At 75.1% G+C, this 21,945-nt stretch carries 22 protein-coding genes; 15 read left to right on the top strand and 7 right to left on the bottom strand.

Translation table 11 applies throughout. The annotated features are described in order from the left end of the window. The first annotated feature begins 34 nt into the window (after positions 1-34). The 8 genes from ACIRPX_RS01595 to hypE are packed head-to-tail and all read left to right on the top strand — an operon-like array spanning position 35 to position 7,327. On the top strand, positions 35-1,165 hold the full coding sequence (locus ACIRPX_RS01595; RefSeq protein ID WP_404187251.1) for a 4Fe-4S dicluster domain-containing protein: 1,131 nt from the start codon (positions 35-37) through the stop codon (positions 1,163-1,165). Continuing rightward, positions 1,165-1,647 carry a Crp/Fnr family transcriptional regulator gene (locus ACIRPX_RS01590; protein ID WP_404187250.1) on the top strand — a complete coding sequence of 161 codons (483 nt, stop codon included), beginning with the start codon at positions 1,165-1,167 and terminating at the stop codon, positions 1,645-1,647. The genes ACIRPX_RS01595 and ACIRPX_RS01590 overlap by 1 nt, the downstream gene beginning before the upstream one ends. Beyond that, positions 1,644-2,450: an FAD/NAD(P)-binding protein gene (locus ACIRPX_RS01585; RefSeq protein WP_404187249.1), complete on the top strand. Its 807-nt coding sequence runs from the start codon at positions 1,644-1,646 to the stop codon at positions 2,448-2,450. Before ACIRPX_RS01590 ends, ACIRPX_RS01585 begins: the two co-directional genes overlap by 4 nt. Before the next feature lies 1 nt (position 2,451). After that, positions 2,452-3,225, top strand: coding sequence for an oxidoreductase (locus tag ACIRPX_RS01580; RefSeq protein ID WP_404187248.1), 774 nt, complete (start codon positions 2,452-2,454; stop codon positions 3,223-3,225). Next, positions 3,222-4,583, top strand: a complete 1,362-nt coding sequence (locus ACIRPX_RS01575; protein ID WP_404187247.1) for a Ni/Fe hydrogenase subunit alpha — start codon at positions 3,222-3,224, stop codon at positions 4,581-4,583. Before ACIRPX_RS01580 ends, ACIRPX_RS01575 begins: the two co-directional genes overlap by 4 nt. Beyond that, on the top strand, positions 4,576-5,196 hold the full coding sequence (locus ACIRPX_RS01570) for a CBS domain-containing protein (protein WP_404187246.1): 621 nt from the start codon (positions 4,576-4,578) through the stop codon (positions 5,194-5,196). Before ACIRPX_RS01575 ends, ACIRPX_RS01570 begins: the two co-directional genes overlap by 8 nt. Next, entirely contained in the window at positions 5,193-6,296 is a 1,104-nt protein-coding gene (hypD, locus tag ACIRPX_RS01565; protein ID WP_404187245.1) for a hydrogenase formation protein HypD, read from the top strand. The genes ACIRPX_RS01570 and hypD overlap by 4 nt, the downstream gene beginning before the upstream one ends. Further along, complete coding sequence (hypE, locus tag ACIRPX_RS01560; protein ID WP_404187244.1) at positions 6,293-7,327, top strand: hydrogenase expression/formation protein HypE; 1,035 nt, start codon at positions 6,293-6,295, stop codon at positions 7,325-7,327. Before hypD ends, hypE begins: the two co-directional genes overlap by 4 nt. 96 nt (positions 7,328-7,423) lie before the next feature. Here the strand turns inward: hypE and ACIRPX_RS01555 are convergent, their stop codons facing one another. After that, entirely contained in the window at positions 7,424-8,017 is a 594-nt protein-coding gene (locus tag ACIRPX_RS01555) for a hypothetical protein (RefSeq protein WP_404187243.1), read from the bottom strand. 2 nt (positions 8,018-8,019) lie between these two features. After that, positions 8,020-9,015: an Acg family FMN-binding oxidoreductase gene (locus tag ACIRPX_RS01550; RefSeq protein ID WP_404187242.1), complete on the bottom strand. Its 996-nt coding sequence runs from the start codon at positions 9,013-9,015 to the stop codon at positions 8,020-8,022. A gap of 288 nt (positions 9,016-9,303) precedes the next feature. On the opposite strand from ACIRPX_RS01550, the gene ACIRPX_RS01545 reads away from it, so the two are divergent. Beyond that, on the top strand, positions 9,304-10,287 hold the full coding sequence (locus tag ACIRPX_RS01545; protein WP_404187241.1) for a GerMN domain-containing protein: 984 nt from the start codon (positions 9,304-9,306) through the stop codon (positions 10,285-10,287). A gap of 112 nt (positions 10,288-10,399) precedes the next feature. On the opposite strand, the gene ACIRPX_RS01540 is transcribed toward ACIRPX_RS01545, so the two are convergent. The 5 genes from ACIRPX_RS01540 to ACIRPX_RS01520 form a co-directional block, all read right to left on the bottom strand. Then, positions 10,400-10,603, bottom strand: a complete 204-nt coding sequence (locus ACIRPX_RS01540; protein ID WP_404187240.1) for a hypothetical protein — start codon at positions 10,601-10,603, stop codon at positions 10,400-10,402. Positions 10,604-10,638: 35 nt separating this feature from the next. Next, complete coding sequence (locus ACIRPX_RS01535) at positions 10,639-11,148, bottom strand: flavodoxin domain-containing protein (protein WP_404187239.1); 510 nt, start codon at positions 11,146-11,148, stop codon at positions 10,639-10,641. Between the two features lie 16 nt (positions 11,149-11,164). Next, on the bottom strand, positions 11,165-11,896 hold the full coding sequence (locus tag ACIRPX_RS01530; protein WP_404187238.1) for a CBS domain-containing protein: 732 nt from the start codon (positions 11,894-11,896) through the stop codon (positions 11,165-11,167). 12 nt (positions 11,897-11,908) lie between these two features. After that, positions 11,909-14,599, bottom strand: a complete 2,691-nt coding sequence (locus ACIRPX_RS01525; protein WP_404187237.1) for a GNAT family N-acetyltransferase — start codon at positions 14,597-14,599, stop codon at positions 11,909-11,911. A 133-nt stretch (positions 14,600-14,732) separates the two neighbouring features. Beyond that, positions 14,733-15,497: a universal stress protein gene (locus ACIRPX_RS01520; RefSeq protein ID WP_404187236.1), complete on the bottom strand. Its 765-nt coding sequence runs from the start codon at positions 15,495-15,497 to the stop codon at positions 14,733-14,735. Between the two features lie 277 nt (positions 15,498-15,774). Here ACIRPX_RS01520 and ACIRPX_RS01515 point away from each other — a divergent pair, with 277 nt between their 5' ends. The 6 genes from ACIRPX_RS01515 (at position 15,775) to ACIRPX_RS01490 (ending at position 21,801) form a co-directional block, all read left to right on the top strand. Beyond that, a complete protein-coding gene (locus ACIRPX_RS01515; protein WP_404187235.1) occupies positions 15,775-16,656 on the top strand; it encodes a universal stress protein in 882 nt (293 codons plus the stop codon). A 25-nt stretch (positions 16,657-16,681) separates the two neighbouring features. After that, positions 16,682-19,042, top strand: coding sequence for a heavy metal translocating P-type ATPase (locus tag ACIRPX_RS01510; protein ID WP_404187234.1), 2,361 nt, complete (start codon positions 16,682-16,684; stop codon positions 19,040-19,042). 106 nt (positions 19,043-19,148) lie between these two features. Then, positions 19,149-19,439, top strand: coding sequence for a hypothetical protein (locus ACIRPX_RS01505; protein ID WP_404187233.1), 291 nt, complete (start codon positions 19,149-19,151; stop codon positions 19,437-19,439). Positions 19,440-19,453: 14 nt separating this feature from the next. Beyond that, positions 19,454-20,593 carry a site-2 protease family protein gene (locus ACIRPX_RS01500; RefSeq protein WP_404187232.1) on the top strand — a complete coding sequence of 380 codons (1,140 nt, stop codon included), beginning with the start codon at positions 19,454-19,456 and terminating at the stop codon, positions 20,591-20,593. 131 nt (positions 20,594-20,724) lie between these two features. Continuing rightward, positions 20,725-21,288, top strand: coding sequence for a universal stress protein (locus ACIRPX_RS01495; protein WP_404187231.1), 564 nt, complete (start codon positions 20,725-20,727; stop codon positions 21,286-21,288). 6 nt (positions 21,289-21,294) lie between these two features. Then, on the top strand, positions 21,295-21,801 hold the full coding sequence (locus tag ACIRPX_RS01490) for a flavodoxin domain-containing protein (RefSeq protein WP_404187230.1): 507 nt from the start codon (positions 21,295-21,297) through the stop codon (positions 21,799-21,801). Positions 21,802-21,945 lie beyond the last annotated feature (144 nt).

The raw sequence follows: 21,945 nt of genomic DNA, 5'->3' as shown, positions 1-21,945 counted from the left end.
CGCTGGGAGTGGACGAGCGACGAGGAGGAACGTGATGGACGCAGCCCCGGCCGTGCTCGATCGGGACGGGCTCGGTGCCCTGGTCAAGGCACTCGTGGCGGACGGGCGGACCGTGGTGGGGCCGACCGTGCGCGACGGGGCGGTCGTCCTGGCCGAACTGACCTCGGCGGACGCGCTGCCGTACGGCTGGGGGGTCGAGCTCGAGGCCGGCCGGTACCGGCTGGTGCCGCGCCGGGACGGGGCCGCCTTCGCGCACAGTGCGGGGCCGCAGTCCTGGAAGAACTTCCTGCATCCCGCGCGCGAGCAGCTGTGGAGCGCCGACCGGACGCCGGAGGGAGACGTGTCGTTCACCGCGCACGAGGCCGAGGCGCCGTCGTACGCCTTCCTCGGTGTCCGGCCCTGCGACCTGCGGGCCATCGCCGTCCAGGACCGCGTGCTGACCGGGGGCCGGTACGAGGACGACGGGTACGGCGAGCGGCGCCGGCGGGCGCTGCTGATCGCCGCCGAGTGCACCGAACCGGGTGCGACCTGCTTCTGCGTCTCCATGGGCGGCGGGCCCGCCGCCGATCCCGGCTACGACCTGGCGCTGACCGAGGTGGTGGACGAGGAGGGGCACCGGTTCCTGGTCCGCGTCGGGAGCGCGGAGGGTGCCCGGCTGCTGGACCAGGTCCCGTCCCGTCCGGCCGACCCGGCCACCGAGTCCACCGCCCGCGGCGCGGTCGACGCGGCCCGTGAGCGGATGGGCCGCTCGCTGCCTCCGGTCGACCTGCGTGCCCTGATGGGGGCGAGCCTGGACGCCGAACGCTGGGACGACGTCGCCGAACGCTGTCTGACCTGCGGCAACTGCACGATGGTCTGCCCCACCTGCTTCTGCACCACCACGGAGGAGGTCACCGACCTGACCGGCGACCACACCGAGCGGTGGCAGCGCTGGGACTCCTGCTTCGACCTGGACTTCTCCCATCTGCACGGAGGGCCGGTGCGCCGATCGCCCCGCAGCCGCTACCGGCAGTGGCTCACCCACAAACTCTCCACCTGGTACGACCAGTTCGGCACGTCCGGATGTGTCGGCTGCGGGCGCTGCATCGCCTGGTGCCCGGCCGGCATCGACATCACGGAGGAAGTGGCGGCCCTGGAGACCGAACGCGGAACGGAGTCGGACTGATGCCCCCTTCGATGGCCCTGCGCATGAACCACGCCCTGCCCGTGGCACACCGCGAGCGCCTGTTGCGCGTCGGCCGCGAGGCCGCCTTCGCGCAGGGCACCCGGCTGTTCGAGGAGGGCGGCCACGCGAACCGGTTCTGGATCCTCCGCAACGGCACGGCCGCCCTCGACATGCATGTGCCCGGCCGCCGCTCACCGGTCGTCGAGACGCTCGGCGCCGGCGACCTGCTCGGCTGGTCGTGGCTGTACGAGCCGTACGTCTGGCAGCTCGGCGCCGTGGCCGTGACCCCGTTGCGGGCCTACGAGTTCGACGCCGTCGCCGTACGCCTGATGTGCCTGGACGACTCCGCGTTCGGGCGCGCGGTGGAGCACTGGGTCGGGCGGGTGCTCGCCCACCGGCTGAACGCGGCCCGCACCCGGATGGTCGACCTGTACGGAACCCCCGGGGCGTACGGCATCCACGCCACGCAGGACGAGCGATGACCGCGCTGCCGGTACCGCACCGGGTCGTCGCCCGCCGGGCGGAGACCGTGGACACGGTCACCCTCCGGTTCGAACCGGTGGGCCCGGCGCTGCCCGACTTCCTGCCGGGACAGTTCGCGATGGTGCACTCCTTCGGACGGGGCGAGATTCCCGTGTCGGTCAGCTCCGTGCAGGCCACCGGCGGTCTCGCGCACACCGTCCGCTCGGTCGGCGCGGTCTCCGACGGGGTGTGCGCGGCCCGGGTCGGCGACGTCGTCGGCATCCGCGGCCCCTACGGCACCGGCTGGGAGGCGCGACGCGCACACGGCCGGGACGTCGTGATCGTGGCGGGCGGCATCGGTTTCGCCCCGCTGCGGCCGTTGATCCTGGGCGTGCTGGCCCGGCCGGGCGCGTACGGGCGCGTCAACGTCCTGATCGGGGCCCGGACCCCGGGTGATCTCATCGCCCGCGCGGAGGTGGCGGGCTGGGCCACGGCGTTCACCGGCGTGACGGTGGACCGGCCCGAGGCGGACTGGCGCGGGGACGTCGGCGTGGTCACCCAGCTGCTCGGGCGGGCGCGGTTCGAGCCGGAGGAGACGACGGCGTTCGTGTGCGGCCCCGAGCCCATGATCCGGGCCACGGCCCGCGACCTGGTCCAGCGGGGAGTGCCCGCCGAGCGGATCCAGGTCTCGCTGGAGCGGAACATGCGCTGCGCGACCGGGCACTGCGGGCACTGCCAGCTCGGCCCGCTGCTGCTGTGCCGGGTGGGCCCGGTGGTGGACTGGACGCGCGCCGAACCGCTGCTCGCGACAAGGGAGTTGTGAGATGGCCACGACGACGACCAGGCCCAGGCCCAGGCTGGCCGTGTTCAAGCTGGCCTCCTGCGACGGCTGCCAGCTCACCCTGCTCGACTGCGAGGACGAACTGCTGGCGCTGGCCGCCGAGGTGGACATCTCGCACTTCCTGGAGGCGTCCAGCGCGGTGGCCCCCGGGCCCTACGACCTCTCCCTGGTCGAGGGCTCCATCACCACCGCCGCGGACGCCGAGCGCATCCGGGCCGTCCGTGCCGCCTCGCGCCACCTGGTGACCATCGGCGCCTGCGCCACGGCGGGCGGTATCCAGGCCCTGCGCAACTTCGCGGACGTCGAGGAGTTCCGGCGCACCGTGTACGCGCACCCCGAGTACATCTCCACGCTGGCCACCTCCACGCCCGTGTCGGCCCATGTGGACGTCGACTTCGAGCTGCGCGGCTGCCCGGTCGACCGCCGACAGCTCATCGAGGTGATCACCGCCTTCCTCGCCGGACGCAAACCCGACGTGCCGAACCACAGCGTGTGCTTCGAGTGCAAGCGGCGCGGCACGGTCTGCGTCACGGTCGCCCACGGAACGCCCTGCCTGGGGCCGGTCACGCACGCCGGGTGCGGGGCGCTGTGCCCCGCCTACCACCGCGGCTGCTTCGGCTGCTTCGGCCCGTCGGGGTCGGTGAACCTGCCCGCCCTGATCCCGCTGCTGCGCCGCGACGGCCTCGACGACGAGGACGTGGTGCGGCTTCTGCACACCTTCAACACGGCTGCGTTCGAGGAGGAGTTGAACAAGTGACCCATCGCGGATCGCGGATGCTGCACGTCGGCTCGCTGTCGCGGGTCGAGGGCGAGGGTGCGCTGCGCCTGCACGTGCACGACGGCACCGTCACCGAGGCACGGCTGGAGATCTACGAGCCGCCCCGCTTCTTCGAGGCGTTCCTGCGCGGCCGTTCGTACACCGAGCCGCCCGACATCACGGCGCGGGTGTGCGGGATCTGCCCGGTGGCCTACCAGATGAGCGCGTGCGCGGCGATCGAGGACGCGTGCGGGGTGACGGTGGACCCCGTGATCCGGGACCTGCGCCGGCTGCTGTACTGCGGCGAGTGGATCGAGAGCCAGGTCCTGCACATCTATCTGCTGCACGCGCCCGACTTCCTGGGCCGCGCGAGCGCGATCGAGCTGGCCCGCACCCACCGTGCCGAGGTGGAACGGGGGCTGCGGCTGAAGAAGGCCGGCAACTCCCTGATGGAGCTGATCGGCGGCCGGGCCGTGCACCCGGTGAACGTACGGCTGGGCGGCTTCCACCGGGTGCCGACGCGCGAGGAACTGCGGCCCGTGCGCGAGGAGCTGAAGCAGGCGCTGGACGACGCGTGGCAGACCGTGCGCTGGGTGGCCGGCTTCGAGTTCCCGGACGCGGATGTCCGGGCGGACCTGCTGGCGCTGGCCGCCCCGGACACGTACGCCATCGAGGGCGGCACCCCGACCGTGCTGCGCGCGGACGGCGGCACCGGCTCCTTCCCCGTGCGGGAGTTCACCGAGCACGTCACCGAGACGCATGTGCGGCACTCCACCGCGCTGCACTCGCGGCTGGACGGCCGGCTCCACCTCACGGGCTCGCTGGCCCGGTTCGCGATCAACGGCCCGCGGCTGTCGCCGGTGGCCCTGCAGGCCGCCGCGGAGGCCGGGCTGGGCGACCCGCGCGAGGGCGCGGTGTGCCGCAACCCGTTCCGGTCGATCCTGGTGCGGGCCGTGGAGACGGTGTACGCCGTCTCGGAGGCGCTGCGGATCATCGACGCCTACGAGCCGCCCGCGCGCCCGTACACCGAGGTGCCGCCGGTCGCGGGCGTCGGGCACGGCGCCACCGAGGCGCCCCGGGGGCTGCTGTACCACCGCTACGAACTCGACGCCGACGGCATCGTGACGCAAGCGGTGATGGTGCCGCCGACGGCGCAGAACCAGGCCGCGATCGAGGACGACCTGCGCCGCACGACGCAGCGCGCGATCGGCGAACGCGACCCGGACGACGCCGAGCTGACGGCTCTGTGCGAGCGGGCGATCCGCAACCACGACCCGTGCATCTCGTGCTCCACCCACTTCCTCGACCTGACGGTCGTCCGTACCTCGGCAGACAGTCCGGGAGGCTGCGATGTCTGAATCTCCGTACACCGTGAGCGATGTGATGACGCACACCGTCGTCGCCGTCGGCCGCCAGGCGCCCTTCAAGGAGATCGTCGAGCTGCTCGACCAGTGGAAGGTCAGCGCCGTACCGGTCCTGGCGGGCGAGGGCCGGGTCGTGGGGGTCGTGTCCGAGGCCGATCTGATGGCCAAGGAGGAGTTCCGGGACACCGAGGAGGGGGATGCGGGCGAGCGGCGCAAGGCCGGCGCGGTGACCGCGGGCGAGCTCATGAGCGCCCCCGCCGTGACCGTGCACGCGGACGCCTCGCTGGCCGAGGCCGCCCGCATCATGGCCCACCGGCACGTCAAACGGCTGCCCGTCGTGGACGGTGTCGGCCTGCTCCAGGGCGTGGTCAGCCGCAGCGATCTGCTGAAGGTGTTCCTGCGCGACGACGAGGAGATCGCCGGGGAGATCCGGCGCGGCGTGCTCGGTCAGCTCCCGGTCGTCGCTCCCCTGACCGTGAGCGTGTCCGAGGGTGTGGTCACCCTGGGCGGCGTCCTGCCCGACCGCACGCTCGTGCCCGTGGTGGCGCGGGCGGTGCGAGCGGTGGAGGGGGTCGTGGACGTCCGGCTCGACCTCTCGCACCGATGAAGTACCTCGACGAGTACCGCGATCCCGTCCTCGCCCGGCGGCTCCTGGACGAGCTGCGGACCACGGCCACCCGGCCCTGGCGGATCATGGAGGTGTGCGGCGGTCAGACCCACACCCTGGTCCGCCAGGGCATCGACGAACTGCTGCCCGCCGGGATGCGGATGATCCACGGCCCCGGCTGCCCGGTCTGCGTCACCCCGCTGGAGACCCTGGACCGGGCGATGGCGATCGCCGCCCGGCCCGGTGTGACCCTCACCAGCTTCGGCGACATGCTGCGCGTGCCCGGCACGGACACCGACCTGCTGTCGCTGCGGGCGCGCGGCGCGGACGTTCGCGTGGTGTACGCCCCGATGGACGCCGTGCGCCTGGCCGCCGACCACCCCGACCGGGAGGTGGTCTTCCTCGCCGTCGGCTTCGAGACGACCGCCCCGGCCAACGCGACGGCCGTCCTGCACGCCGCCCGCCTCGGTCTGGCGAACTTCTCGATGCTGGTCAGCCACGTCCTCGTGCCGCCCGCCATGACGGCCCTGCTCGACGACCCCGACTGCGAGGTGCAGGCCTTCCTCGCGGCCGGGCATGTCTGCGCGGTGATGGGCTGGACCGAGTACGAGCCGATCGCCGCCCGGCACGGCGTGCCGATCGTGGTCACCGGTTTCGAGCCGCTGGACCTGCTGGAGGGCATCCTGATGGCCGTACGGCAGCTGGAGGCCGGGCGGGCCGAGGTGGAGAACCAGTACGTGCGGGCCGTGCGCCGGTCCGGCAACACCGCCGCCCAGGACGCCGTCCGCCAGGTCTTCCAGGTCACCGACCGGGCCTGGCGCGGCATCGGGGAGCTGCCCGGCAGCGGACTCGAACTGGCCGAGCGATACCGGCGGTTCGACGCCGCCCGCCGCTTCGACGTGGGCGGTCTGCGGCCCGTCGAGGACGCGGCGTGCATCGCGGGCGCCATCCTGACCGGGGCGAAACTGCCCACCGACTGCGCCGCGTACGGCACCCGCTGCACACCCCGCCATCCGCTGGGCGCGCCGATGGTGTCGTCCGAGGGCACCTGTGCCGCCTTCCACGCGGCCGGCCGCACTCCCGCGAGGAGCACGCCATGAGCATCCAATGCCCCACCCCGAACCACGAGGACGAGGTCGTCCTGCTGGGCCACGGTGCCGGCGGGCGCCTCACCGCGGAGCTGCTCGAGGGCCTGGTGCTGCCCGCGGTCGGCGGCGGCACGGGCCCGCTGGAGGACGCCGCGCTGCTGCCCGCCCATCCGAGTCTGGTGATGAGCACCGACAGCTTCGTCGTCAGCCCGCTGTTCTTCCCCGGCGGGGACATCGGGTCCCTGGCCGTGCACGGCACGGTCAACGACCTGGCCATGCGCGGTGCGCGGCCGCTGGCGCTGTCCGTGTCCCTGATCGTCGAGGAGGGGCTGCCGCTGGCCGAACTGCGGTCCGTCATGGTGTCGTTGGGCAAGGCCGCGCAGAACGTGGGCGTCCCCGTGATCACCGGGGACACCAAGGTCGTCGGGCGCGGCGCCGCCGACCGCCTCTTCGTCAACACCACCGGCATCGGGCAGCGGCACGAACTGCTGTGCCCGTCGGCCGCGTCGGCCCGCCCTGGCGACGCCGTGCTGCTGTCGGGGCCGATCGGCCTGCACGGCACGACCGTGCTGAGCACCCGTGAGGGGCTCGGCTTCGAGAGCGACATCGCCTCGGACAGCCGTCCGCTGCACCGGCTGGTGCGCGCCCTGGCCCCACTCGGCGAGGCGGTCCATGTGCTGCGCGATCCGACCCGGGGCGGGCTGGCGGCCGCGCTCAACGAGATCGCCCGGGACTCCGCCGCCGCGGTGGAGGTCGAGGAGCACGCCGTGCCGGTGCCGGAGGCGGTGGCCTCCGCCTGCGACCTGCTGGGCCTGGACCCGATGGTGGTCGCCAACGAGGGCTGCCTGGTCGCGTTCGTCGACGCCGGCGCGGCCGAGGCGGCGCTGGCCGCGATGCGGTCGCTTCCCGAGGGGGCGCAGGCGGTGCGGATCGGCGAGGTGCTGCCGCAGGGGCCGCGGGGGCGGGTCACCCTGCGGACGCTGGTGGGCGCCCGGCGGATCGTGGAGATGCCGCTGGGTGAGCAACTGCCGCGTATCTGCTGACGGTTGACCGGGCAGGCAAGGCCGTCGCGGCAGGGGCAGGCAAGGTCGTCGGCCGGTCCTCCCGGGCTCCCGTGAGCGGGTCCTCCCGGGCTGCCGTCAGCCGGTCCTGCGGCCCCACCGCGGGTCGATCAGGGCCCACTCCATGTCCCACTGCTCCTGCCGCCGCCGGTCCATGCGGGCGCGCGCGCACCAGCTGATCATGATCACCGCCGCGCCCGCGGCCACCGCGGCCACCGCGCCCGTCACGGCCCCCTGGAACTCCGCCTCGCCGGCCGTCGCGGGCTCACGCACGAGGTTGCCCCGCGCGTCCAGCCACACCGCGGTCGTGCTGCCGGTCCTGCTCCTGGCGGAGTCGACCCGGGCGAGGCCCGTGCGGGTCGTGCCGTCCGCCGCCGTGTAGCGGACGTGGGCCCACACCCCGCCGCCGTCCATGCCGTCGACGGCCGGGGCCGGCCGCACCCCCTGGGTGACCACCGCCGGCACCTGGTGCCGGCCGGCCCTCACGCCGTCGAGGTCGCGCTGGACGGCGTGCGCGGTCAGCACACCGGCGGCGATCGCCCCGCCCAGCGCGAGCAGCCCGGTCGCGAACAGCAGCCACGCCTCGACGAGGTAGCTGCGGCGTCTGAGGGGGTTGCGGCGCAGACGCCACCACCGCACCCGGCCCCGCCGTCCGCTCCCGGCCCGGGGCATGGTCACCACCGCGCCGGGGCGTCGTCGCGGACGAGTACCTGTACGGGCGGGCGCCGGGGTGTGCACCACGTCGGCCGCTGCGGCACGTGCCCCAGGCGCAGGACGGCCTGCGGGTACCGGCCGGCCGTGACGTCCGTGCGCAGGCGGGCGCGCAGTGCGGGCAGTTCGAGGGGCTGCGTGTGGAAGGCGGCCATCACGTCGTGGGCCGCCGCGTGGAGCAGCATGCGCTGCAGGGCCTGCCCGGAACGCAGCCAGTCCGTGCGGCGGTCGTGGGGCGTGGACAGGACGACGACGGTGCCGGTGCCGGCGGAGCGGCTGCGGACGGAGACCCGGCGCCGGCAGGCCCGGGGCAGGTACGCGCGGCCGACCAGCAGGGTGGTGTCCGGGTGGTGGCGGCAGACCTCGACGGGCATGCCGTACGGGCCCACGCAGCGCGCCAGTTCGCCGGCATGCCCGATGTCCGCGCGGTGCGTGTCCTCCGCGGTGCGCACCAGCTCGGCCAGGAATGCCAGCTGCTCCGGGTCGTCGACGATCTGGAGGGTGGCTCCCTCGACCCGGGCCTGCTCGTGCAGACCGGCCAGCAGCTCGTCCGCGACCGGCTCGGCACCGAACCGGCCCCGGTGGGTGCGGCGGCGGTGCATCCCCTGGACGAGCAGCGCCTCGTCGGGGGTGCTCGGCAGGTGGGCGGCGTAGCCGACGCGGGCCAGGTAGTGGGAGTCGGCGGGGTCCGGCAGGAGGTCGACGACAGGCCGGAAGCCGAGATGCCGCACGGCGACCCGCACGTTGAACAGGGCCGCCCCGCAGGCGATGACGGCCTCCCTGCCGAACGGGTCGGTCAGCACCATCCGGCGGCCGCCGTCCAGGTGCACCTCGAAACCGCGGTCGTGGCCCTCCTCGACGAAGAACCAGGGCTGGCTGTTGTGCGGCGAGGGCGCGAGCGAGGCGGCGCGGGCCAGGTGAAGGGCGGCACGGCCCGGTTTGACGTGGGTCACCGACATGATGCATCCCGCCTTTCGCTCAACGTTCACCTCCAGCGTCGCCGTGCGCCGCGCCCTGGCACATGGGCCGTCCGACCCCGCCTGCCCGGGCTCAGCGACCCTGCTTGGGCCGTGGCACCGGCCGGCCGCTCCCGGACCGGCCGCCGGGCGGACCACGCGCGGGCAGCCGTGGCCCCGGGCCCCGAACGGCTGCGGGCGGCGCGGCCGTCCGGCCCTGCGGGGCAGGCCGTGCGGCACTTCCGGCGGCGGCCGGCGCGCGGTTCGCTGGAAGGGTCGGAGGAGGTTGCCATGTCCTGCCAGCCATGGTCCGTCGCCCGCGCCCGCCGGCACCGCCGCGCCGCCCTGCTCACCACGGCGCTGACGCTCCCGGCCCTCGCCCTCACCGCCTGCGGAGCGCAGCCCGCGGCACCCGGCGGCCGTCCTTCCGGCTCGTCCGCCGGCACGGGCACCTCGGGCGGCACGTCGGGCGCTCCCGCGCCCCTCACGTCCGTCCCGTCGACGCCGTCCGCGCCCACGCCGTCCGCGCCCGGCACGGGCGGGTCCGGCGGCACGTCGGTGAAGACCGTCGGGACGGCCGTCTACTTCCTGCACGGCGAGCAGGTCTCGCCCGTCCCGCGCGCCGTGACCGCACCCGCGACCGCCACCGCGGCCGTACGGGCCCTGCTCGACGGCCCCAACGGCTACGAGGCCCGCCACGGCCGCACCACCGCCGTCCCGTCCGGAACACGGCTGCGCTCACTCGTGATCCGCGACCACGTGGCCACCGTCGACCTCTCCGGCCGCTACGACGACGGAGGCGGCAGCCTGTCCCTGCGCGAACGGCTGGCCCAGGTCGTGTTCACCGTGACCCGCTTCCCGTCCGTGCACAAGGTCGCCTTCGAGATGGACGGCAGGCCCGTGCACCACTTCGGAGGCGAGGGCATCGTGCTCGACGGCCCGGTGGGCCGCGCCGACTTCGAGAACGTGTCCCCCGCCGTCCTGGTCGAGTCCCCGCTGATCGGCGATGCCGTCCGCACCCCGGTGCGGGTGCGGGGCAGCGCCAACACCTTCGAGGCCGAGTTCCGGCTGAAGGTCACCGACACCGCCGGGCACACCGCCGCCGACGTCCAGGTCAGGGCGACGTCGGGCACGGGCACCCGCGGCACCTTCGACGTGACCTTCCCCTACAAGGCCGCCCGCACCGGACCGGGCCTGCTCACGGCGTACTTCATGTCGCCGGCGGACGGCCGGCCCGTGACCGTCGACACCGTGCCGCTGACCGTGAACCGCTGACACCGGCCCCCGGCACGAGGACCCCGGCACGATCGTCGCGCCGGGGTCGTCCGGTACGGGTCGTACGTGCGGGCCGTTCGGCCCGCCGTCAGGTCCCGCATGCCGCGGCGGGCTACGCCTTGGCGGCGGGAGGGTGGTGGCCACGGCCCAGGCGCCGGGCCAGCAGGACCAGCGCGACGATGACCGGGACCAGCAGCGGGACCAGCGGCAGACCGATCACCGAGGCGACCAGCCCGAGGCAGAAGAACGCCAGGATCGTGGCGATCAGGTACAGCGCCGCCTCCGCCGTCATCGTGGGGATCTCACGGAAACTCATGATGCGCCTCCCTCCGGGGAGTTGTGCCGTGCGGGTCAGCGGTCCTCCCGCTCCCCGATCAGTTCGCCGGCGACCCGCGCGGCCCACGCCTCGATCGCGGGGAAGTCGCGGAAGTCGCCGCCCTTTCCGTTGCGCACCAGCATCCGGGCCAGACGTCCCTTGGCGCCCTCCTGCAGGCAGCCGCCGAAGGTGACGTGTTCGCGGGCGCCGAGCCGGTCCATGGCACGCCGCACGCCGGGCACCGGCGGGATGTCCTTCTCGGACGCCGAGGGGTCCAGCGGGCCGCTGCTGAAGAACCACACGGGGCGCTCGGCCAGTGCGCGGCGGTTGCGGCGCACGAACCGGCGGGCGTCCTTGTGCCAGCGCCCGGCGTACAGCCCTCCGCCGACGACGACCGCGTCGTAGCGCGTCACGCCGTCGACCGAGGCGGCCGGCTGCGCCTCGGCGGCGAGCCCCGCCTTGGCCATGACCTCGGCCACGGCCTCGGCGATCTGGGCGGTCGATCCGTTCGTCGTCCCGTAGGCGACCAGAACATGGGCAGGCATGGCGGTCCGCCTCCTCTCACAACCGGCGCAGCCAGTCGTCGGCCACGCCGTGCAGGGCCTGCTGCTGGGGCTGGATCTTGGCGTCGTCCAGCCGGAAGGTGAGCTTGTCGACCACGGCGACGACGCCGTCGATCTGCCGGGTCATGGACAGCGCGATCTCCTTCTCGCTCTTGCGCTCCATATGGCCCGCCAGCGTGACCACGCCTTCGGTCACGGAGACGTCGATGCTGCGCGGCGGCAGCCACAGGGCCCGTACCAGCACCTCTTCGATCACCTCGGTGCGGATCTTCGTGTCGGGCCGCAGGAAGACGGTCAGCAGGTCGCGGCGGGTGACGATGCCCACGAGCCGGTCCGCCTCGTCGAGCACGGGCAGCCGCTCGACGCGGTGCTGGACCATCGTCCGTGCCGCCTCCACGATGGTGTCGTCCGCGTACACCGTGACGGCCGGTTCGGTCATCAGCTGGCCGGCGGTGCGCGCGCCGGCCTTCGCGGCGTGCCTCCTGGCGCTCCGTGTCAGGCCGGCCAGCCGGGACCGCTTCTTCGGTTCGAAGGAATCGGGGGTGTCCGCCTGGCGGGCCATCAGGTCGGTCTCGGAGATCACTCCGATGACCTTGTCGTCCTCGTCGACCACCGGCAGTCCGCTGATGCGGTGCTCGCCGAGCCGGCGCGCCACCTCCTTGAACGGGGTGCCGTACTCGGCGCGGACGACCTCCGTGGTCATCACGGAGCCGACCTTGTTGTGCTTCATGACTGTCCCTCCTCAGCGGAGTCGGCGCAGATACGGGTCGTGGGGCCTGCGCGGCACCAGGCGCACCCGTGCGTCCAGCACGGTGACACCTCCCGGGGCCGCGAGGACGGGGTTGAAGTCGGCCTCGGCCAGCTGCGGCAGGTCGCTCGCCATCCGGGACAGCCGCAGCAGCAGGCGTTCGAGCTCCTCGAGGTCGACGGGCCGTGTGCCGTCCGCCCCGAAGAGAAGGGGGGCGCAGCGCGGGGCGGTGATCAGGTCGTGCACGTCGTGGTCGGTGAGCGGGGCGAGCCGCGCCGCGTGATCGGCGAGCACCTCGGTCGCGGTGCCGCCGAGACCGAACAGCACCAGCGGGCCGAAGACCTCGTCCTGGACCACGCCGGCGAACAGTTCGGTGCCGCGGTCGGCGAGCGGCTGGAGCACCACGCCGGTCAGCAGGCCGGCGAAGCGCGTCTCCAGGTCCCGGAAGGCGGCGCGCACCTGGGACTCTCCCCGCAGGTCGAGGTGGACCGCGTGCTCGACGGTCTTGTGCAGCAGGCCGGGCCAGTACCCCTTCATCACCACGCGGCCGTCCGCGCCGCGCAGCCGGTCGGCGGCGAGGGCGGCGTCGTCCTCGGTCTCGGCCCAGGCCCACGGCGACTGCCGGATGCCGTAGCAGCCGAGCAGCGCGGCGCAGGTGCGCGGGTCGAGCCAGCCGCCGTCCGGGTGGGCGTCGAGGTAGGCCTCGACGACGGCGTGGGCGCGCGTCGTCTCGACGCCGTCGAGCGCGGGGACGGTGCCGGCGGGCCGGGCCAGCCAGTCGGCGCGCCGGACGGCGTGGGCCAGCGCCCGTGCCGCCGCGTGGGGTTCGGCGTAGGACGGGACGGTGCCGCCGCCGGCCTGCAGCAGTTCGACCGGCAGGGCCTGTTCGAGCCGGATGACGGCGACGGGCTTGGTCCGTCGCGCGGGAGCGCGGGTGATCGCGCGGACGAGGTCGTCGCCCGTGGCCGCGGCCACCGCCGTGGGGACGAGGGCCACGAGCACGGCGTCGACTCCGCTGTTGCGCATGATCAGGTCGACGCAGTCCGCGAGCTGCTCCTCCGTGACGGCGGCGCTCGCGTCGACGGGGTTGCCGACGGCGGCGCCTTCGGGAAGCACGGCGAGCACGTCGTCGACGAGCCGGGGCGTGGGCGCCGGCAGCATCAGCCCGGCCTCGGCACAGGCGTCGGCCGCGAGCACGCCCGCTCCGCCGGCGTTGGTGACGATCGCGACGCGTCCGCCGGCGGGCAGCGGCTGGGAGTGCAACAGGGCCGCGGTCTCCAGGAGTTCGCCGACCGAGCGGGTGGCGGTGACGCCCGCCTGCGTGAACAGCGCGCCGCGCGTCATGGTGCGGGTGGCGGCGGCCGCGGTGTGCGAGGCGGCGGCGCGGCGGCCCGCGTCGGTGCGTCCGGCGTCGACGGTCAGCACGGGCATGCGGCGCGCCACGCGGCGGGCGGTCCGGGAGAAGGCGCGCGGGTTGCCGAACGACTCCAGGTGCAGCAGCGCCAGGTCGGTGCGGTGGTCGCTCTCCCACCACTGGAGCATGTCGTTCCCGCTGACGTCGTACTTGTCGCCCAGCGACGCGAAGGTGGACACGCCGATGCCGAGCCGGGACAGCCCGTCCAGCAGGGCGATGCCGACGCCGCCGGACTGCACCGCCACGCCGGCCGTGCCGGGGCGCGGGTGGCCGGCGGCGAAGGTGGCGTCCAGGCGCAGCCGGGAGTCGGTGTTGGACACGCCCAGGCAGTTCGGCCCGACCATGCGCATGCCGTAGGTGCGGCAGGCGGACACGAGGGCCCGCACCTGGTCGGCGTCGAGGCCGCCGGTGACCACGAGCAGGGCGCGCACGCCGGCCTTGCCGCACTCCTCGGCCACGGGGGCGACGCCCGCCGCGGGTACGGCGACGACGGCGAGGTCGGGGGTCCTGGGCAGGGCGCTGACCGAAGGGTGGGAGGGCACGCCGAGGATGGAGGTGGCGGCGGGGTTCACAGCGAACACGCGCCGGGTGTAGCCGCCGGCCTTCAGATGGTGCAGGATCGCCCGGCCCACCGAGCCCGGTGTGCGTCCGGCGCCGATGACGGCGACGGTCCTCGGCCGCAGCAGCGGTTCGAGGCTGGCCACGTCGGCGGCCCGCCCGCGCTCCTCCACGGCCGTGAGGTAGGTGTCGTTCTGGGTGAGTTCGATGGTGCAGCGCACCTCGGGGCCCTCGAAGCGGCGGGCGGTGCGCAGTCCGAGGTCGGCGAAGAGCCGGAGCACCTCGCGGTTCTCGCTCAGCGCGTCGGCGGTGAAGGCGGTGACGCCCTCGGCGCGCGCGGCGGAGACGAGGTGTTCGACGAGCAGCGTGCCGACGCCGCGGTGGTGCAGCCCCTCGGCGACCGCGATCGACATGTCGGCCTCGGTGCCCGAGCCGCCGGTGTCGAACTCGGCGAGACCGATCACCTGGCCCGACCGTTCGGCCAGCAGCGCACGGTATCCGGGATGCGGGGCGGCGCAGGCGCGGTCGGCGGCCATCTCGGCCGAGCGCCGGCTCACGCCGAAGAACCTCAGCCGCAGGTTCTCCGGGGACATCTCCTCGTACAGTCCCTGCAGTTGGCCGTGGTCGCCCGGCGCCACGGGACGGATGCACACGGTGGTGCCGTCCGCCAGCAGGGCATGGACCGGGGGGCCACTGGGCTTGTCGTCCGTCATCGCGGATCTCCTCCAGGTGTCTGTTCTCTTCGAGCGTCCGGCGGAACGGTGCGGGGCCCCATGGGCTGACCGGCGGTGACTTGAGGGCCGGACGGCCCTCGGTCCGCCGCGCCGGCGGAGGGGTCCGCCCCGTTCACGGTCGGGCGGCCCGGTCCGGCACCACGGCGACGGGGCAGTGGGCGCGGCCCACGAGGGTGCGGCCCGGGGAGCCGGGCGCCAGCTCCAGCGACCGGTGGCGGGACGCTATGACGACCAGCTGGGCGCCGGCGCTCGCCCGGACGAGCGCGTGTCCGCTGCGGCGCCGGGTGCGCCGGTCCCGGACGCTGACGCCGGGGTACTTCTTCCGCAGCCGGGTCAGCGGCCGTCGCAGGGCTTGCGCCCGCGTGCGCAGGACCAGCAGCTCGGCGCCGCGCTCCGCGGCTTCCGCGAAGGCGAATTCGGCGGCGTCCGCCGAGGTGGCGTCGGCCAGCACCACGGGGCCGTGCCGCCGTGTCCGGCCGCGCACCACCAGCAGCGGGACGCGTCCGTGGGCGGCCAGCCGGCCGGTGAGTCCGATCGCCCGCCGGTCCCCCACCACGGTGAGCGACGCGCTGCGCGACTCCGTCTCCAGCACCCGGGCCGCGTCGCCCAGCAGGACGTCGCTGGTGACCGTCACGTGCGGTGCGGCCTTGCGGGCGCGCCGCTCGGCCTCGCTCAGCCTGGCGTTCAGGCTGTCGCGCAGTGCGGCGCCGTCCGGGTCCCAGGGCGGCACGCCGGGCTGCACGCGCGCCGTCGCCCAGGCCAGGGCGTGCGCCAAGTGCAGTTCCGTACCGCGCCGTTCGGCCTCCAGTGCCGCGGTCTCCACCGCCGCCAGGCTCGACGGCGAACCGTCGACCCCCACCACGACCGGCCCGTTCATGACAGTCCTCCCGCCGTCGGCCCGTTCCGGGCGGGCTCGGGTGCGAGGCCCGGCCGGAACGGCATCGTGCGGCGGGGACCGTGCCCGCCGTTTCCGGCGGGACGGCCCCCGCCTCCCCTGACGCCCCTCAGCGTCGGGCCGCGGACCACCGGCCGCAGTGGGCCGTACGGGCCCAATGGCGCACCGTCCGGCCCTGCCCCGGCGCTCGTGCCGCGGCCAGCCTGGAGATGGGAGGCACCTTGCGCGGCGGACGCCGCGCGGAGAGTGGAGGTGTGCCATGACCGGACCCGTCGTCGTCGGACTCGACGGCGCCCCCGCGAGCGTCACGGCCGCGTGGTGGGCGGCGCGCGAGGCCGCGGACCGGCATCTGCCGCTTCTGCTGCTGCACTCCTGGACCAGCCGGCCGTTCGACGTGCCCGCCGCCCGCAAGGCCCTCGCCAGGCAGCGCCGGGGAAGTCAGATCCTGCAGCGGACGCAGTCCGAACTGCTGGAGCGGTACGCGGATCTCGACCTGGTGACGGAGCTGGTCCCGGTCGACGCGGCGCAGGCCCTGCTGGACGCGAGCGGCACCGCGTCGCTGCTGGTGCTCGGCTCCCAGGGACACGGGCCGTTGACCGGCTTCGTGCTGGGCTCCATCAGCCTGCACGTCCTGGGCCTGTCCCGGTGCCCCACCGTGACCGTACGGGCCGACGATCCCGCCGTGGAGAGCGGCTGGGGGCGCCCGGCCGCGGCCGACCGGCAGGAGATCGTCGTCGGCGTGCGGGAGGCCGGGCCGGCCTCCGCCCCGCTGCTGGAGTTCGCCTTCACCTCCGCCGACCTGCACGGCGCGCGGGTGCGCGCGGTGCGGGCGCTGCCGGTGTCGTCCCTGGTGACGCATCCGCCGGTCGGCCGTGCCGACGAGGGCTACGAGACGGACGAACACGGCCGGCTGGCCGCCGCGCTCGCACCGTGGCGGCAGAAGTTCCCCGGCATCGACGTCGTGGACCATGTCGCCCGCGGCCCGGCGGCGCAGGTGCTGCTCACCGCCTCCGCGCAGGGCATGCTCACGGTCCTGGGCCGACGGCGTCACCCGTCGCCGCTCACCTGGAAGCTCGGCCCGGTCGCGCAGGCCGCCCTGCACCATGCGCCGTGCCCCGTGGCCGTCGTCCCCCACGACTGACCCGCACCGGCCGAGCGAGCCCGTCATGACCACCGTCACCGCGAAGAAGCAGCTGCGCCGGCTGTTCACGGCCCTGTTCGTGCCGCCGACGCCCGAGTCCGTCCTGTTGTCCGTGACCACGACCGCGCTCCTGGCGGGCGGCGTCTGCCGGCTCGCCGGCGCTCCCGGCCTGGCCGACCTGTGCTGGGCACTGGGCACGGCCGCCGCCGTGCTCCCGGCGGTCGGCTGGGTGCTCGACGCCCTCCGGCACGGCCACGCCGGCGTCGATCTGATCGCCGTCCTCGCGCTCGGCGGCACCCTGGCCGTGCGCGAGTACCTCGCCGGAGCGCTCATCGCGCTGATGCTGGCCTCCGGCCGCACCCTGGAGGCGGCGGCGCAGCGGCGCGCCTCGCACGATCTGCGGGCGCTGCTGGAACGCGCGCCGCGCACCGCGCGGGTACGGACCGGGACCGAGGTGAACACCGTCCCCTCCAGCGAGGTCGCGGTCGGCGACCTGCTCGTCGTGGGCCCCGGCGAAGTGGTGCCCGTGGACGGCCGGGTGGCCGACGTGCCCGCCGTGCTGGACGAGTCGGCGCTCACCGGTGAACCCCTCACGGTGCGGCGGGTGCGGGGCGAGACGGTGCGCAGCGGCGTGGTCAACGGCGGCGACGCCTTCGAACTGCGCGCCACCGCGGTGGAGGAGGACAGCACCTACGCGGGGATCGTGCGGCTGGCCCGGCAGGCGGGCGCGGAGTCGGCCCCGGTGGTGCGGCTGGCCGACCGGTACGCGGCCTGGTTCCTGCCGCTGTCCCTGGCGGTCGCGGGGGTGGCCTGGCTGGCCAGCGGCTCCGCCGTGCGGGCGGTGGCCGTCCTGGTGGTGGCGACGCCGTGTCCGCTGCTGCTGGCGGCGCCGGTGGCCGTCGTCTCCGGGCTGTCCCGGGCCTCGCGGCTCGGGGTGGTCGTCCGCGACGGAGGGGCGCTGGAGAACCTGGGCCGGGCCAGGACCCTGCTGCTGGACAAGACGGGCACGCTCACCAGCGGCCGGCCCCGCGTCCTGGACGTGGTCGCGGCGCCCCGGTGGCAGCCCGCCGAGGTGCTGCGGCTGGCGGCCTCGCTCGACCAGTACTCCCCGCACGTCCTGGCACAGGCCGTGGTCGACGCGGCGCGCGAGCGCGGGCTTCGCCTCTCCGTGCCCGCGGACGTGTCGGAGGAGCCCGGCCGGGGCGCGTCCGGCACGGTGGCGGGACGCCGGACGGCGATCGGCCGGCGTGAGGAGGACGCCCGGCCGCCGGACTGGGCGCGGTCGGTGGAGAACCGGGCGCTGCTGGACGGGGCGGCGGTGGCCTGGCTGTCCGTGGACGGCGACCCGGTCGGAGCCGTGCTGCTGCGCGATCCGCTGCGTCCGGACGCGCCGCGCACCCTGCGCCGGCTGCGCGCCTCCGGCATCCGGCGGCTGGTGATGCTCACCGGTGACCGTGCCGCCCCCGCGCGCGAGGTGGGCGCCGTCCTCGGCCTCGACGACGTACGGGCCGGACTCACCCCGGCCGGCAAGGTCGCCGCGGTCCGGGCGGAGCGCGAGCGCGCGGTCACCGTCATGGTGGGCGACGGGGTGAACGACGCTCCGGCGCTCGCCGCCGCGGACATCGGCGTGGCGATGGGGGCCCGGGGCTCCACGGCCTCGTCGGAGGCGGCCGACATCGTCCTGACCACCGACCGGGTGGACCGGCTCGCCGACGCCGGGGCCATCGCCGTACGGGCGCGGCGCATCGCCGTGCAGAGCGCGCTCGGCGGCATGGCGCTGTCGCTGGCCGCCATGGCCGCGGCCGCCTTCGGTCTGCTGGCGCCGGCCGCCGGCGCGCTGCTGCAGGAGGGCATCGACGTGGCGGTGATCCTCAACGCCCTGCGGGTGCTGCGCGACGACCGGCAGGGCCGGCCGGTGCTGTCGCCGTCCACGGAGGCCCTCATCCGCCGCTTCGCCGCGGAACACGACGACCTGCAGGACGTGCTGGACGCCGTGCGCGACGCCGCCGACCGGCTGTCGGACGGGGCGGGTGCGGAGTCCCTGGCCGCGGTGCGCGAGGTGCACCGGCTGCTCACGGAGCGGCTGCTGCCGCACGAGTACGCCGAGGAGCACCAGTTGTATCCGGCGCTCGCCCCCACCCTCGGGGGCCCGGAGGCGACCGCCACCATGAGCCGCGCGCACGCGGAGATCGAACGGCTCGCCCACCGCGTCGCCACCCACCTCACGCTGGCCGGCCCCGACGGAGCCCTGTCCCCGGAGCAGCTGGACGACCTGCGGGCCTGCCTCTACGGCCTGCACTCCGTGCTGCGGCTGCACTTCACCCAGGAGGAGGAGAGCTACTTCTCCCTCTCCACGACCGGACAGGGCCCGATCGGCCGGCCGTAGGACCGGTCGGCCCATCCCGGTGGCGGTGCCGACTGCGCACCATGACGGTGTGCCCCGTCCCGCGGCAGAGGCCGAGGGCGTCGCGAAGGTCTCGGAGGTGACCCCCATGAGCACGGTTCCCTCGCGGCGGTCGTCCGGACGTCCCGCCACCGTTGTGCACCTGCCCTGTGCCCGGCGCACCGTCGGCGTGGAGGCGGCGCTGCGGCTGCCCAGTGTGATGGTGCTGGTGGTCGAGGACGCGTGCACCGTGATCGCCCTGCACGACTGGCGGCGGCGCGAGCCCCACCGCCTGCGCCCCTTGGCCCGCCGCCGCTGGCGGGCGGAGGGCAGGCGGCTGCGCGCCAAGGAGCAGCGGATGCGGGAGCTGGCCGCGCAGTGCCTGGACGCGCCGGACTGACCGAAGGGGGTGCGATGAAGGAGACCCTGCCGCTGGGGCGGATCGCCGGTGTCCGGGTCGGTCTGCACTGGAGCGTGCTCGTCATCGTCGGCCTCGTGACCGTGATGCTCGCGGGCGGACGGTTCCCGGACGCCCACCCGGGCCACTCCGCCTGGGCCTACGACGTCCTGGCGCTGCTGACGGCGCTGGTCTTCCTCGCCTCGCTGCTGGCCCACGAGCTCGCGCACGCGGTCGTCGCCCGGCGCAACGGCGTCCAGGTCGACGGCATCACCCTGTGGATGCTCGGCGGCGTCGCCCGGCTGCGCAGCGAGGCGCCCACCCCGGCGGCGGAGCTGCGCATCGCCGGTGTGGGCCCGCTGACCAGTGCGGTGCTGGGCGCGGCGTTCACCGGCCTGGCCCTGTGGCTGGACGCGATGGGCGTCTCCGGCCTGGTCGTGGAGGCGGCCGCCTGGCTGGCCGCGATCAACGTCGTCCTGGCGGTGTTCAACGCCGTTCCCGCCGCCCCGCTGGACGGCGGACGCCTGCTGCGGGCGTATCTGTGGCACCGCACCGGCGATCCGGTCCGGGCCACCCGCAGTGCCTCGGCGGGCGGACGCGCCGTGGGCTGGTTCCTGGTCGTGGCCGGCTTCGCCGCGGTGCTCTTCCAGGGCAGCCTGTCGGGACTGTGGTCCGCGCTGATCGGCTGGTTCCTGATCACCGCCGCCACCGAGGAGGCCCGCCGGGCCGAGCTGGGCGGCGTACTGGCCGGGCTGCCGGTCCGTCAGGTGATGACCCGCGACCCGGTCACGGTCCACGACTCGACGACCGTCCTCGCGTTCCTGGCCGAGGGGCCGTTCGGCGCCTACCGTCACTCCGCGTTCCCGGTGCTCGCCGCGGACGGCACGCCGGCCGGACTGGTCACGGTGCGGCTCGTCGACCGGGTCCCCCTGCAGGCCCGTTCGGCGACCACGATCGCCGATGTGATGCGTCCCCTCACGGACGTCGCGACCGCGTCCCCCGACGAGCCGGTCGTGGACCTGATCCCGCGTCTGGAGGCGAGCCGGGACCGCCGGGCCCTGGTCCTCGACACCGGGCACCTCGTCGGCATCGTCACCCTCGCCGACGTCAGCAGGGCGCTGACCTGGCTGACGGCGACGACCCGGCCGCGGGCGTGAGAGTGCGGCCCCGCCGCCGGACAGGGCCCCTCGGACACCGGCCCCGGGCCCTTCGGCCCGCGCGACGGCCCTCCGGCGCGCGGCACGGTGGGATCGAAGGCCTTTCAGGGGAGATCTGTGAGGAGGCAGCCGTGTCCGGATGCGCCGATGACAAGGGCATCGTCGTGGGCGTCGACGGTTCCGCGGCCTCACGCGCCGCGCTGCGCTGGGCCGTTGAACAGGCGCACGCCCTCGGCGTCGAGCTGGTCGCCGTGCACGCCTGGGAGCCGGCCAGCGGGTTCGCCCCCTACGCACCCGTCTCCGCGCGCCCCACCCCGACGGAGCAGCGCGCACGGGCCGCCGAGGTACTCGCCGCCACCGTGCGCGCCGTCTTCGGCCCGCACCCGGGCACCGGCACGCACGCCGTGCTGGCGGAGGGCCCACCCGCGCGGGTCCTGCTGCAGCAGGCGCGCGGGGCGCTGCTGCTCGCCCTGGGCCGCGGGCCCCGCGAGCAGGGGGAGGCGCGGGGGGTGGGCCCGGTGGGCCGCGAGTGCCTGCGCCACTCCACGGTGCCCGTCGTCGTGGTGCCCGCCCCCGAGCGGCCGGAGCGTCCCCCCGAGGGCCGACGGGGCGCCAGGTCACTGCACACGGCCGGCGTCACCCGGGGGCACCGGACGAACCGGAACGCGCGGGACCGCGCGATCGACACGAGGTGATGACCCATGGACGTCCTGGTGGGATACGCGACCGCCCACGGCTCGACGCGCGGGATGGCCGACCGTGTGGCGGCCGGACTGGACAAGGCCGGTCTGCGGGTGGAGGCCAGGGAGCTGGGGACGGTCGACGACGCCGACGCCTACACCGCCTTCGTCCTCGGCAGCGCGGTGCACGGGCAGACCTGGCTCGAGCCGGCCAAGGACTTCCTGCGCGACAACGCGGACATCCTCGGCACCCGCCCGGTGTGGATCTTCAGCGTCGGGATGCCGGCCGCGCTGCACGGGCCCTGGAAGCGCCTTGGGCCCAAGGAGGAGCCGGTGATCGTGGAGAGCCTGCCCGGCGAGCTGCCCTACCGCGGCCATCGCCTCTTCTCGGGTGTCATCGCCCCGGAGCAGCTGCCGTTCACCGGGCGCCTGATGTTCCGCCTGGTCGGCGGCCGGTTCGGCGACTACCGCGACTGGGCCGCCGTGGACGCCTGGACGTCCGGGATCGCCGACGACCTGACGCGCTGACGGCTGGGCCGTTCGGTCCCGGTTCCGGTCCCGTACCGGCCCATGATCCGGGGTCGATGGCCTCATGACGGCGCGACCTGTCCCGTACCAGGCTGGTCGGTGCGGGGCGGACAACGGGGCGGCCTCCGCCCCGCCGAGCGCGAA

It is taken from the genome of Streptomyces sp. NPDC101225 (assembly GCF_044767585.1).
In the GTDB taxonomy this organism is placed as follows: Bacteria; Actinomycetota; Actinomycetes; order Streptomycetales; family Streptomycetaceae; genus Streptomyces.
Note: the sequence above shows the minus strand (reverse complement) of the source record. Positions and strands in the feature narration are given on the sequence as shown.

What these genes read in the sequence shown, in the direction of transcription:
- ACIRPX_RS01545 (WP_404187241.1), top strand. Translation starts at nt 9,304, where the DNA reads ATGTCCTGCCAGCCATGGTCCGTCGCCCGCGCCCGCCGGCACCGCCGC.
- ACIRPX_RS01590 (WP_404187250.1), top strand. Translation starts at nt 1,165, where the DNA reads ATGCCCCCTTCGATGGCCCTGCGCATGAACCACGCCCTGCCCGTGGCA.
- ACIRPX_RS01505 (WP_404187233.1), top strand. Translation starts at nt 19,149, where the DNA reads ATGAGCACGGTTCCCTCGCGGCGGTCGTCCGGACGTCCCGCCACCGTT.
- ACIRPX_RS01530 (WP_404187238.1), bottom strand. Translation starts at nt 11,896, where the DNA reads ATGAAGCACAACAAGGTCGGCTCCGTGATGACCACGGAGGTCGTCCGC.
- hypE (WP_404187244.1), top strand. Translation starts at nt 6,293, where the DNA reads ATGAGCATCCAATGCCCCACCCCGAACCACGAGGACGAGGTCGTCCTG.
- ACIRPX_RS01520 (WP_404187236.1), bottom strand. Translation starts at nt 15,497, where the DNA reads ATGAACGGGCCGGTCGTGGTGGGGGTCGACGGTTCGCCGTCGAGCCTG.
- ACIRPX_RS01490 (WP_404187230.1), top strand. Translation starts at nt 21,295, where the DNA reads ATGGACGTCCTGGTGGGATACGCGACCGCCCACGGCTCGACGCGCGGG.
- hypD (WP_404187245.1), top strand. Translation starts at nt 5,193, where the DNA reads ATGAAGTACCTCGACGAGTACCGCGATCCCGTCCTCGCCCGGCGGCTC.
- ACIRPX_RS01525 (WP_404187237.1), bottom strand. Translation starts at nt 14,599, where the DNA reads ATGACGGACGACAAGCCCAGTGGCCCCCCGGTCCATGCCCTGCTGGCG.
- ACIRPX_RS01580 (WP_404187248.1), top strand. Translation starts at nt 2,452, where the DNA reads ATGGCCACGACGACGACCAGGCCCAGGCCCAGGCTGGCCGTGTTCAAG.
- ACIRPX_RS01500 (WP_404187232.1), top strand. Translation starts at nt 19,454, where the DNA reads ATGAAGGAGACCCTGCCGCTGGGGCGGATCGCCGGTGTCCGGGTCGGT.
- ACIRPX_RS01570 (WP_404187246.1), top strand. Translation starts at nt 4,576, where the DNA reads ATGTCTGAATCTCCGTACACCGTGAGCGATGTGATGACGCACACCGTC.
- ACIRPX_RS01515 (WP_404187235.1), top strand. Translation starts at nt 15,775, where the DNA reads ATGACCGGACCCGTCGTCGTCGGACTCGACGGCGCCCCCGCGAGCGTC.
- ACIRPX_RS01595 (WP_404187251.1), top strand. Translation starts at nt 35, where the DNA reads ATGGACGCAGCCCCGGCCGTGCTCGATCGGGACGGGCTCGGTGCCCTG.
- ACIRPX_RS01535 (WP_404187239.1), bottom strand. Translation starts at nt 11,148, where the DNA reads ATGCCTGCCCATGTTCTGGTCGCCTACGGGACGACGAACGGATCGACC.
- ACIRPX_RS01540 (WP_404187240.1), bottom strand. Translation starts at nt 10,603, where the DNA reads ATGAGTTTCCGTGAGATCCCCACGATGACGGCGGAGGCGGCGCTGTAC.
- ACIRPX_RS01585 (WP_404187249.1), top strand. Translation starts at nt 1,644, where the DNA reads ATGACCGCGCTGCCGGTACCGCACCGGGTCGTCGCCCGCCGGGCGGAG.
- ACIRPX_RS01555 (WP_404187243.1), bottom strand. Translation starts at nt 8,017, where the DNA reads ATGCCCCGGGCCGGGAGCGGACGGCGGGGCCGGGTGCGGTGGTGGCGT.
- ACIRPX_RS01510 (WP_404187234.1), top strand. Translation starts at nt 16,682, where the DNA reads ATGACCACCGTCACCGCGAAGAAGCAGCTGCGCCGGCTGTTCACGGCC.
- ACIRPX_RS01550 (WP_404187242.1), bottom strand. Translation starts at nt 9,015, where the DNA reads ATGTCGGTGACCCACGTCAAACCGGGCCGTGCCGCCCTTCACCTGGCC.